10 protein-coding genes are annotated in these 11,153 nt (G+C 44.1%); 8 read left to right on the top strand and 2 right to left on the bottom strand.

What is annotated here, in order from left to right; all coding sequences use genetic code 11:
• Positions 1 to 62: 62 nt before the first annotated feature.
• From ACE38U_RS14660 to ACE38U_RS14685, 6 genes are read left to right on the top strand one after another with little or no spacing between them, the layout of a single operon-like run.
• A complete protein-coding gene (locus ACE38U_RS14660; protein ID WP_375530017.1) occupies positions 63 to 1,436 on the top strand; it encodes a hypothetical protein in 1,374 nt (457 codons plus the stop codon).
• A 5-nt stretch (positions 1,437 to 1,441) separates the two neighbouring features.
• Positions 1,442 to 4,438 carry a calcium-binding protein gene (locus ACE38U_RS14665; protein WP_038472991.1) on the top strand — a complete coding sequence of 999 codons (2,997 nt, stop codon included), beginning with the start codon at positions 1,442 to 1,444 and terminating at the stop codon, positions 4,436 to 4,438.
• Positions 4,439 to 4,447: 9 nt separating this feature from the next.
• On the top strand, positions 4,448 to 5,230 hold the full coding sequence (locus ACE38U_RS14670) for a hypothetical protein (protein WP_375530018.1): 783 nt from the start codon (positions 4,448 to 4,450) through the stop codon (positions 5,228 to 5,230).
• Between the two features lie 24 nt (positions 5,231 to 5,254).
• Positions 5,255 to 6,016, top strand: a complete 762-nt coding sequence (locus ACE38U_RS14675; protein ID WP_038472986.1) for a hypothetical protein — start codon at positions 5,255 to 5,257, stop codon at positions 6,014 to 6,016.
• A 1-nt stretch (position 6,017) separates the two neighbouring features.
• Positions 6,018 to 6,575, top strand: a complete 558-nt coding sequence (locus ACE38U_RS14680; RefSeq protein ID WP_375530019.1) for a helix-turn-helix transcriptional regulator — start codon at positions 6,018 to 6,020, stop codon at positions 6,573 to 6,575.
• Between the two features lie 52 nt (positions 6,576 to 6,627).
• Positions 6,628 to 7,395, top strand: a complete 768-nt coding sequence (locus ACE38U_RS14685) for an EAL domain-containing protein (protein WP_375530020.1) — start codon at positions 6,628 to 6,630, stop codon at positions 7,393 to 7,395.
• Here the strand turns inward: ACE38U_RS14685 and ACE38U_RS14690 are convergent.
• The gene (locus ACE38U_RS14690; RefSeq protein WP_375530021.1) at positions 7,384 to 8,010 is read right to left on the bottom strand and encodes a helix-turn-helix domain-containing protein; all 627 of its coding nucleotides are present in this window, start codon (positions 8,008 to 8,010) and stop codon (positions 7,384 to 7,386) included. The genes ACE38U_RS14685 and ACE38U_RS14690 overlap by 12 nt on opposite strands.
• A 735-nt stretch (positions 8,011 to 8,745) precedes the next feature.
• On the opposite strand from ACE38U_RS14690, the gene ACE38U_RS14695 reads away from it, so the two are divergent.
• Positions 8,746 to 9,216, top strand: a complete 471-nt coding sequence (locus ACE38U_RS14695; RefSeq protein ID WP_375530022.1) for a hypothetical protein — start codon at positions 8,746 to 8,748, stop codon at positions 9,214 to 9,216.
• A 3-nt stretch (positions 9,217 to 9,219) separates the two neighbouring features.
• Here ACE38U_RS14695 and ACE38U_RS14700 read toward each other — a convergent pair whose 3' ends face one another.
• Positions 9,220 to 10,308, bottom strand: a complete 1,089-nt coding sequence (locus ACE38U_RS14700; protein WP_375530023.1) for an AbrB family protein — start codon at positions 10,306 to 10,308, stop codon at positions 9,220 to 9,222.
• A 192-nt stretch (positions 10,309 to 10,500) separates the two neighbouring features.
• Here ACE38U_RS14700 and ACE38U_RS14705 point away from each other — a divergent pair, with 192 nt between their 5' ends.
• Positions 10,501 to 11,133 (top strand): TetR/AcrR family transcriptional regulator, encoded by a 633-nt coding sequence (locus tag ACE38U_RS14705; protein ID WP_375530024.1) that lies wholly within the window; start codon positions 10,501 to 10,503, stop codon positions 11,131 to 11,133.
• Positions 11,134 to 11,153: the final 20 nt, after the last annotated feature.

The raw sequence follows: 11,153 nt of genomic DNA on the forward strand, positions 1-11,153 counted from the left end.
AATCGTGATTGCGGGTGTTGTTAAGTATCACATATATCAGTGTCTGATGAGCTTGCCTAATTATGGCTGCCGGCGTTGTTAGTGTGCCTTTCATTTTATTTTACTTTGTATTCGCTGGGGCTAAGAAGATGAAAACCTTCTCTTTCAAGAGATTCGATGCTTTTTATGCATGTGCTAGTGTTGGGGTTAGATATTTTATTTATTTTATAAAGGCCTTCTGGTCAGTGATTTTGTTGGTTGCTGGCGGTGTTTTCCTTTTTCTTGATGACATCGTTTCATCTATAAAATCCACGCCGCATCCGGCATTGGTATATACTATTTTTGCTTTTTTGATTATGGGTATTGTTTTGGCTGGGTGGACATTAATAAAATTGTTTTTCTACGATTCTTTTGCCAGAAAATGGCGTAGAAGCGATAGTTCTCAATATGCCACCCTGGTCAATGGTTTATCACATGCGATGCCCTATAAAGAGGCCTTTGGTTTATTAGTCAGCTATGTCGAAAATCCTTTAAATCATCACCGAAATGAATTGCAGCGTCAGGTCGAGCATGCTGAAAAAGAGATCGGCGAGAGACTTTCTTTCCCGGGCTTTATTGCAGGAGCATTGGTTGGCATTGGGCTGGTGGGAACGTTTATCGGCCTGCTTGGCGCACTTGAGGATTTGGGCAAACTTTTCGCCGCGTTAACCGGCGGGGGGGATAATAGTGACCCAACGGCAATGTTTAGTGCCATGCTTGTGCAACTTCAGGCTCCGATGAAGAGCATGGGTACTGCATTCGTTGCTTCACTTTATGGCTTGTTGGGATCTTTGATACTCGGCGCTGTTGTACTCTCCGTGGGGAAAACTGCCACCACATTACTGGGGCGGGTTCACGATACGGCATTCGATACCTTCGATAAGTTATCCATGAATTATGCTGCTCTGCAGGTGGTAAATGAAAAAACGCAGGTGAGCGATTCAGAGATGGTTCAGTTGGTAATGATCAAGGATGATTTACTATCAAAATTCTTTAATGTTACCCAGCAGCTTAGTGCAGTCACAGAGGCAATGACTGCGACCGCAAAGGCGCTCAATGAGCGTAACCTCATCGATAAAAAATTCACAACTGTATTGAGTTCTGGCTCCCACTGGATTGATTCATGGCAGCAAATAAATGAGCAACTCACTAGTTTGCGTTCTGAGCAGCAAGGGCAAAATACAAAATTGTTACTTTCAAATAATGACATATTAAAAGCTATTAACACCTCAAGCGAAAAAATGGCGTTGTTCAATACCTTGTTAGCCGAAGCATTAGATGCATCAGAGGGGAAGGTATTTTCTGTTGGGAATGAAGTTTCGATGATTCTCGACGGGCTAAATGCCTGCCGTTACTCCTTTGAGGGTGTATCAGCTAAATTACGTACAATTGTTTCAATGTCAGTAGATAGAGATTAAACAATATGGCCACCGCAGATACGAAAATTACATTAAATAATATTGCCCTAAGTGATGTTAAAGAAATAAAAGTAGCAGATACCGACCTTGTTATTACCTTAAGGTCTGGGAAACGTGCAGTAATCAAGGATGGTGCGCTAAGGTCAATGATTGATAGCCAATTTAAAATTCAATTTACTGACAAAGAGATCGAAGGCGCAGCGCTGTTACGCATGGCCGGTAAAATGGAAGTTAGTGAATTAAGTGATGTGGCTGTTGCGAGTGCGGATCAATCTAATGAGGATGTACTGGTCAGTGACAGTGGTGCTTCGGACAATAAGACTGCGGGATCTGCAAGCGCTGTGAGTGAGAATGCCACGTCCACGGCAGTGGCACCAGATGGTATTTTTGCGACGATACTTAAATGGGCTCCAACAGCAACTATCATCGGAGCGGTAGGGGCTGTAGCGGGAGTTTTCTTGGGTGGCGGAGGTGGAGGGGGCGAAAGCGGCGGTGCAACAACAACAACTACTCTTCCTCCAACATCAACGCCTGTGCCGACAAAATTGGATTTGACCAAAGCAAGCATAGACGGTGTGAATGCAATTGAGGCTCAGTCGACAGACGGGGTTGTCAGTGTCGTTGCAGCTTCAGGGACAGTCGTATCACTTTCATTTGCCGGTACCAATGGGACTGTAACTCGTCAGGTAACAGGGGCAGGCGCGGAGCTTCCCGTTGCTATTACTTTGACGGCAGAAGAGCTTGCTCAATTGGGACAAGGCAATATTGTGGTTACGGGGTCTACTTCATCCGGACAGGTTTTGCCTGCGGTAAATTTTTTGTTAGATACCATTGCGCCCGACGTGGCTGAAGCACTACTTGATAAGAAATCAGATTCTGGTGTGAAAAATGATGATTTTATCACGGCAAAAAATAACCTCTCCTTTAACGTGAAAGGAGAGCTAGGAGCAACAGTTAAAATATATAATGACAGCAACAATAATAACAAGTTAGATGAAGGTGAGTTGATTGGACAAACAACCCTAAAAGGGAGTGCGCAAGGCGTTGTGGATGTTGCATATCTTGCACAAGGTGAATATAACAATCTGAAAGTCTTACAAGAAGATATTACAGGTAATCAAAGTGCTTCGACAAAGCTGGCGGATATTACGATTGATAATACCGTGCCTGATTCTCAGGTAACATTAACACCTGGGAGTGATAGCGGCATTAATAATGATAATATTACTTATAATACTAAGGTCACGGTGACGGTAAGTGGCGAAAAAGGAAGCCAGGCGATTGTTTTTAATGATTTAAATAATAATAATAAATTCGATGCCGGGGAGGAGTTGGCTAACTTTACAATGACCGGAGATAAACAGGATATCTCTGTTAATCTTCGTGCCAATGACACCAACAGGTTACAAGTGATCGTTACCGATGTTGCTGGAAACCAGCAGGGGTCAACGCAACCCTTAGTGATTATTGCTGATGTTAATCCCCCAGTGTTTATTGATAAAGTCGCGCTGTTATTATCCAGCGGAAGCAGCATTGATGCGATGGATAATAATATTTTAATAAACTCTTCGCGGGCTACGGAAACGTTAACAGCAGGCCACTTTGGACTGGCCAGCGATTTCCCTAAAAATATTACAATAACATTCTATAATTTAACGAATACCTTAGTTTATAAAGAAGGTGTACTGGCGAACAGCGTAACACTTGAAGATATTATGCTGGGCAGAGTGACTATTGCTTATACGCAGACTGATGCTAACCAGCAGGGGAGCTTCGCGCGCGTGGATTACAGCATTACGCAGCCTTCAGTAAGGAGCGAGTCCGAATTCAAAATCAATGATTCTCTGTCGTTTAAGTCCAGTGATAACGCAATGATTATTTGGGCCGACGGGTCTGGTAATGGCGGGAGCAGTTCAAAATGGACAAGCGGCAGTTCCTATGCTGGAGGAAATGGCGGCGGCAGTAACGATAATATTGTCGGTACCGCACAAGGCGATCTGATATTTGGCGATGGTTCTGGCGGAGGCGGCGGGAGACACCCTTATGCCGGTGATCCGAGTGGGAACTCCCGAGGTGGCCTTGCCGGAGGTGGAGATGATTACATAGATGCCGGAGAGGGAGACGATATTATATTCGGTGATGGTTTCTCCGGTTGGAGTGGTTCGAATGGTATTGGCGGATATGGCGGCGGCGGCGGCGGCGGCGTGTATGGTGGCAGCGGTGGTTTCGCGGGGGGGCTTGGCGCAGCGGCCGGGGGGGGGAATACCGTTGGTAGTAGCGGAACAACCTTAGGCCCAACTCGAAATCCCGGAGGAGGTAATGGCGGCGGCTGGGGGGTCCAAAATAGCAGTATAAATGACTATGTCGCTGAAACGGACGTCGGTGCGAATGGTTCCTCAACTTTTAACAACAGCGGCGTTGTAAGCTCCACCGTTGCGGATGCACGAAGCCAGTTTCTCAGTGGCACCGGACTCATGTTTACCCAGGATATGGGGCGGGGTAATGATATTATAAATGGTGGCGCAGGTAATGATTACATCATGGGTGGCGGGGGTAACGATATTATTACCGGAGGCCGGGGCAACGATATTATGTATGGTCGCGGCGGCACTGGCTGGTTTAATGGTCAAAATCTTACTAACGTAAACGATAATGATTTATTCGTTTGGAAACGTGGCGATGCTACGGGGAGTTCTGTTGATGTGATCCGTGACTTCCAGGTTTGGGATGGTACTAACGGTGACCGCATAGATATTTCACAATTACTGGAAGGATATAACAAAGACACCAGTGACATCAGCCAATGGATCGTCAGTATTCGTAATAACACAACTCAGGCTGGCACACTGGGTTGGGATAGTGGAAAAACAGGGACAGCGATTATTATTGACGTAGATGGCAATGGTCCGGGCACGAATAGCCAAACTATATTTTTAACAAATGTTAATACGCTGCCCACGGATATCCATACATTAATTAGCAACGGTACGATTATTGTTTGAAGACATCATATGAAAACATCTGGTGGGGGGCCAAATGTTTGGCCCGGTTATGTTGCAGCTGTCGCCGGCCTGGGGATTAGTTTGTTGCTTCTTATCGCCGTACTTGGTCTGGGGATTTTTCAAATTGGTGCGAGCATTCATGAGAAAATAGTCCAGGGATTTAAGCCAAACATCGACGGTGACATAAAATTAACCTCTCCGGTAGGAGGTGAGGTTCAAAATGATAAAAAAGAGCTGGCGGCATCCGAAGGAGAAAAAACTACTGCTGTGGCAGAGATGGGGAATAGTGATGCGGCGTTGAATTTACAGAGTAGCGAAGCGGTTCGCGTACTTTCCATAGTGCAAGAGAGCAGTAATGGCCTGTTAAAAAAGGGTTCTAATCCTTTGCTAGACATGCCGGGCAATGAAGGTTCAATTAATAATCACGTAGTTATTGAAAACGATCGAAAAGTGCTGTCTGAAAGAAAAAGTGAAGATGATTCAGATATCACGTATCAGTTTTCCGATGGGATCTACAAGCTGAGTGAGGCAGCAAAAAAAATGTCAACTACCATAGTTGAACAACACCTCGTGGGGTATCGCGTCACCATCTCTGCATCAGCTTCGGTTGATGTTGAAACTGCATCGCGTATTGCTTATATACGCATACTTGCAGTACGTAATTATTTTCTTGACAGTGGTTACGAGCGGGAAAAAGTCATTGTCAAATTAATCCCCGTGTCTCCCGATGTTAGTAATCAAAATGCGGTTAAGATTAAATTCATCAGGGATGATAAACCCACGATAGAGTGATTTTTTAATTTTTTGTGAGGCATCATGAGTAAGCAGGAAGAAATAGATTTCTGGCCAGGGTATGTTGATGCGCTAATGAATTTAGTCTTAAATTTACTCTTCCTCTCAGCGATATTCGCTATCGCTATCTTTGTATTAGGTATGGAGTCTTCGAGGCTACGCGTGATTAATGCGGATAATAAAAACAAATCTTCGCTGGAAAATGCAGCGGTGAATAAAGAACCTTACAAAAGTCGAGTTGACCTTATGATTAACAAAGACCGTAGCGTAGAGGCAAAGAATGAATCCTCATCCGAGGCAGGGGCGGACGGTGATCCAGCCAAGGCATCCTTAGGTGCAGCAATTAATGATGTAAATAACCTGGCTTTATCTAACCAAAAAAATGATAAACCTTCAGCATCATCTGGAAAAACTCTGATTGTAAATGTCACTAGCGATCCAGTCGTTCAGAACGAAAATGTAATAGATAAAGTTATTGTGAAAAAGGAAAGAGATAAACTGCTTGCTATTTTATACCCTAAAGATACTGTTGTAATTGATGATGAAGTGAAGTCTGAACTGAATAGTTTGTTTTCGCAAAGTTTTGCCAATAACCAAAAAGTTCTCATTTGGGGTGTTTCATCGGCGAGTTCTGCCGTTTCAAACCGATTAACTTATTTGCGAATTATGGCGGTGAGAAATGTCTTGTTGGATAAGGATGTGCCTAATAAAAACATTTCTATAAGCATCTATGGCGGGAAGGTAGATGCGGCGGGTGGTAAAATATATATCTTAGGGACAGAGTGATATGTTAAAGGAAATTATATTCGTTGGCGCAAATTTTTTTTTAGCCAAAGGTGTAGCTACTATTATAAATAATCTTGAACACCTTATACCAGAGAGATATTCCGTAGTTATTCTAGTCGAACCTGAATATTGTTATCAAATAAGTAAGGCACAGAAATTCGATGATGATGCTTTGATCGTTATTTTAATGGATCATAAAAATGATTTTAAATTGTTCCAAATGCCAGGGGGTTTTAGTCGTGCAATATATGTTGTCGCTAAAGGATCTTGTGAACAGTTGTATGATGATCTTAAAGTGGCTTTTACTAATAGTGATGAGGGGGGTTCGCTAATACATAACTGCATGTACAAGGATTTTTTTTCTCATCGAGAGACAATGTTAATAACATTAATTATGGAAAATTATTCTTTTTCTTCTATATCAACGATTCTTAATATTTCGATGAAGAGTGTTTATTATTGTCGCTCTGAAATTATGAGGAAACTAAACGTTAGCAACGTTGTTGGTATGTATAATAAAGTTCAGCAAATAAGAAATATGCGGATTTTTTTAACTTAGTCGCTAGCGAGCAGCATGTAGATTTAGTTAAAAGTTTTGTCGAGGTTATGCAATGGGTTTTTTATCAAAAAGAAAGATTTACTCAGCTATTAATAACGGTGAGTTTTATGTTATGTATCAGCCTATATATAATAATGTGACGCAGTTGTTTGACTGCGTAGAGGTTTTTTTACGTTGGAGAAATAATGCAGGCGTGGAAATCAACCCGCTTGAATTTATTTCTCAGGCGGAATCATCTGGCTGTATAATTCCTTTGACTTTACATCTTTTTCATTTGGTCAGGGATGATATTAAGTCATGGTCAGTAATGAAAGATATTAGCATTAGCTTGAATGTGTCTGGTTTACACTTTCAAAGTCAGTTTTTTATTAACGATATCTTTTCGTTAGTGCAGGGAATGCCGAAAAATATTAATTTTATCCTGGAGCTTACCGAGCGTTATCCTTTGCCCAATCATAAACAAATGGTGCAGTTGTTCAATCGATTGAAAGTTATGGGACTGGCATTGTCCCTTGATGATTTTGGTTCCGGCTACAGTAACATTGATACTCTTTCAAAATATCATTTTGACTATGTGAAGTTATCTGGTGATTTGCTAAATGAAATTGACTCAAATGAAAGATCGCTATCCATTGTAACGGGGTGTTTGTCTTTAATAGCCAGTATTAATGCCATTGCAGTGATTGAGAATATAGAAACTGATGCTCAATACTCACTTCTTAAAAGAAACCCATGTTTGTTTCAAGGCTTTTTTCTATCGAAACCTTTATTGAAACATGAGTTTCTGCGTTTTATGGAAATGGATGATTTAGAATTTTGATGGTAGCTTATTAAAGTTAATTAATACGCCGCGTTTTGTTGTGATATAATTTCCATTGTTTAATTCTTTTATTATTTTAGCGATCGAGCTTCTGGATATCTTATGTCTTTTGAGAATATAATCAAATACTGAGGTTTTTTCTCGCTCAGCCTCAGGTAATGCCCAAATTATCTCCAGATGAATTTTAATTATGTCATAAACACTTCTGTTTTCTGCCAGATTGTGGCTGCGATGCTCATTAAGCCCCATGAAATAGCTCATTAATTGTGCTATATCCTTCCACGATTTATCTTTATCAAATATCTCAATAGCGTCCTCATGTGATAACAAATACAGTGAAACATTATCATTTGGAGTGATGTAATAATATTCCGTGCTAAAAAACAACTGATCAAGACCGACGATGAATGGCGAGTCAAACTTAAAAAGTAACACGCTGTCTTTTTTACGATGTAAGCTAATGCTACCTTCGTCTAAGTAAATAATGCATTTTTTTCCAAAGGGCTCGAAGTTGATGTTTTTATTTGAACCTACAGAAAGTTTTAAAGTGTTTTTGTGATTTTTAATCTTATTCCCTAAACGAGACACGGCTTGATAAGGTATTGTGGTTGACATAATAACTCCATTTCTAATAGGCGCTTGTATCGAATTTATGGGTGATCACCGTGTGAAGTTTAAATAAAAGAAGGCAGTGTAGATGTTTTTTTAGCGCTTTGAACTTCCCTTGTAATGACTAAATTAGCACATTCTTATTTGATTACAATGTGTAATCATACATTTTTGTTTATGTTTTTTTTTACATTGTGCAAGAGATAAATACAACATTTAAATCAGAGTTTCTTAAGTTTTAGGCCTGTATTACTGCGTTTATGCGCATATAATGAGTAATTGCACTAGTTTTTCTTATGATTTCTTGTGCTCGGTTGTGTAATATTGTGCATTTATAAATGCGAATGAGTTGGTGAGTAAATTGTTTTTTGAAAATATGTTGAAAGTATGTGTTCAGTTGTTATTTGGCAATGCCGGGAAACGATGTGGATTTGTACATGTTAGCCGCGTTACCAGCAACCCGCAGCGTAGGTTGATAAGGGTTTCTTATTAATTATCACTGTTCTTATCCTCAGGTGAGGGATATCGGGCAGCCATTATATGTGTCATTTTCCGACCCCTGCACTATAGAGTCGTTACGGAACTGATATTGCTATATGCCATGCATAACCAGGCGGTAGTCTTGCGGCGCGACAGTATGTTTATTTGCGTATCTTGTGACCAATTCCGATGAGCCTTCAAACAGATACCTTTATATTTTGTGCATACCCTGGTAAGGTTTGTTAATTAAATAGTAGGTGTTTGAAAAATAATACAACATTAAAAGCTGCAGCCCATGCCGCTCTTCCGTTGATAAGAAAGAATCAACATCAGATGGAGGAAGTTGTGCAGTCAGCTCGATTATTGGGTGATGGGTTGGAACCTTGTGCGAACCAGGAAGGTGAGCGACTGATTTACTCGCAACCGGTTGAGTCAGGTTTTATGGGCTACTCTTTCGACTTTGAGATTCACCTTGCCGATCTGGATGATCTGCATAGGGATGATGACAGACGTGCTGTCCTCGAGATGATTGCACACGGTTTGTTGCAGCATTCGACATTGAGGGGAAATATTCGTTTCACTCTGCGTGATTTTGACGCCCCTGTCGCGAATACGCTTCACGCTTCGTCCGATTTCCTCCCAGAGTTTATTCAGCGAGTGAGCAAGGAGCACAACATTCATATCGAAAACTATATTGAAGATGCGATGAAACGGGGTTCAGCCAGGAATTGAGTTTTACCTCTTAGCCTGCCGCCTCATGATATTGCCGATGATTGGCCCGAAGGCGACCAGAATAATAAAGCGGGTCATCTGCATCGACATCACAAAGGCGATGTCAATGTGCTTGCTGGAGGCGGCAATAATCGCTATGGAATCCGCGCCGCCGGGGCTCATGGCTAAATAAGCGGTGAGCGGGTCGATATCGGTAACTTTCACCAGCACCGCCGCCATCACCCCGCAAAGGGCAATCAGAATCACAATGCTGACCGCGATGCGGGGCAGTACCTGGGCGGCATGTTTTAGCAGCGGGCGGGTGAATTTCAGCCCAATACGCCAGCCGACAATGGTGTACGCGAGGACCAGCACCCACTGCGGCAGGGCTATCTCTATCCAGTTATTTTGTGAGAGCACCACGCCAGCCACCAGGGTTATCAGTAGCGCCCCGGCGGGGAGGCGTAGCAGTCTGGCCGCAATACAGCCGAAGGCGATAAGCCCGAAGGTTTCTGCCATCGCAACGTAAGAGCCGTGTGCAAAAAGATCTATCGCCACCGACGTGGCAGGCACGTGCTCGCCTGAGACTTTCATCAGCACGGAAGCAACGCTTGCCACCATGATCACGCGCAGATATTGCATGGCGGCGACAAGCTGTGTGTCCGCGCCGTTGGCTTCGGCCATCAGCGTCATGGCCGTTGCGGCGCCGGGGCTTAATCCCCAGAACGCGGTGGTGCCGGGCAGGATACGCATGCGGGTTAATATCCAGCCGAGCAGCATACAGATAAAAATCACCGAAAAGACGCAGACGATAAACAGCAGCCAGTGAGCGCCAAAGGTGTCGGCGAGGCTGTGGGGCATTTTGCTGGCAATCATGCAGCCGATGATGCCCTGGGCGATGAGAAACAGCGTGCCGTTGGGCTGAATTCTGGCGCCGTTAAGGGAGATAACGATCCCGGCTATCATCGGCCCCAGCAGCAGGGCGGCAGGAATGTTCAGCCAGGTCAGCAGTCCCCCGCAAAGCACGGTGGCAATAATCAGCGTGCTCCACTGCATACGCTGGGGTGACAGCAGGCGATTACCGTTGGGTTGAGCAGGATCTTGTTTCTTCATCGTTCCATAGCCGCCCGCAGCGCGGAAGAATATTCGGTTTAAGCTGGCTCGCGCCAGAGCCGTGGCTTAAACTCATGGGAAGTTACATTATGCGAGGGAGTCCTCGCATAACTCAGGATTCTAGAGGATGTCCTCGCATATCTCAATCGATGCATGCGATTAAATGTTAGCGGATGGAAACGAAATACTTTTATGACAAAACCAGCTCTCTTAACGCCCACACCGCCTAAACGCCTGCGTGGCCATCTCCGCGTGGCGGCTATCACCGAAGCGGCAACCCGGCTCTTCGCCGAAAAGGGCTTTGATGCCGTGACTATGACCGAAATCGCCGCCAGCTCCGGCACGGCAATCGGTTCGCTGTATCGGTTTTTCCCGAACAAAGAGTCGCTGGCCGATGCGTTGCTGCTGGAGTACACCCGCGAGGTGATTGACCGGCTGGAGGTGCTGGAGGCCAGCGTGACCGGGGTGGATATTCCGAAGGCGGCAGACCTGTTCACCCGCTTTGTGCTCTCGCTTCAGTCACAGCGCACCTTTGCCCTCAGGCTGGTGGAAGAGCGCGGCGAGCATCAAGCGGCCCGACTTCAGTTCAGGGATGCCATGCGTGGCGGGTTTTCCAGCGCGCTCCAGATTGTTATCCCTGGTTTATCCGCCGAACGAGCCGGCCTGATGACTATTGTGATTCTGCAAATGCTCAAAGGCGCGGCGGCGGCCAATCTTCAGAATGAAAAGGAGCGTAAGGCGGTGCTCGCCGAGGCGCAGGCGCTGCTGGTTTTATACCTTTCAACGGAACAGGTGAGGCTTAACTCACCTGCGGGCGAGGTATAGCGGCTAATCAATAAAAGAAT

This window comes from Cedecea selenatireducens (assembly GCF_042138895.1).
Taxonomy (GTDB): domain Bacteria; phylum Pseudomonadota; class Gammaproteobacteria; order Enterobacterales; family Enterobacteriaceae; genus Cedecea; species Cedecea selenatireducens.

Coding starts and splice junctions, on each gene's coding strand:
- ACE38U_RS14660 (WP_375530017.1), top strand. CDS start 63: ATGGCTGCCGGCGTTGTTAGTGTGCCTTTCATTTTATTTTACTTTGTA.
- ACE38U_RS14665 (WP_038472991.1), top strand. CDS start 1,442: ATGGCCACCGCAGATACGAAAATTACATTAAATAATATTGCCCTAAGT.
- ACE38U_RS14670 (WP_375530018.1), top strand. CDS start 4,448: ATGAAAACATCTGGTGGGGGGCCAAATGTTTGGCCCGGTTATGTTGCA.
- ACE38U_RS14675 (WP_038472986.1), top strand. CDS start 5,255: ATGAGTAAGCAGGAAGAAATAGATTTCTGGCCAGGGTATGTTGATGCG.
- ACE38U_RS14680 (WP_375530019.1), top strand. CDS start 6,018: ATGTTAAAGGAAATTATATTCGTTGGCGCAAATTTTTTTTTAGCCAAA.
- ACE38U_RS14685 (WP_375530020.1), top strand. CDS start 6,628: ATGGGTTTTTTATCAAAAAGAAAGATTTACTCAGCTATTAATAACGGT.
- ACE38U_RS14690 (WP_375530021.1), bottom strand. CDS start 8,010: ATGTCAACCACAATACCTTATCAAGCCGTGTCTCGTTTAGGGAATAAG.
- ACE38U_RS14700 (WP_375530023.1), bottom strand. CDS start 10,308: ATGAAGAAACAAGATCCTGCTCAACCCAACGGTAATCGCCTGCTGTCA.
- ACE38U_RS14705 (WP_375530024.1), top strand. CDS start 10,501: ATGACAAAACCAGCTCTCTTAACGCCCACACCGCCTAAACGCCTGCGT.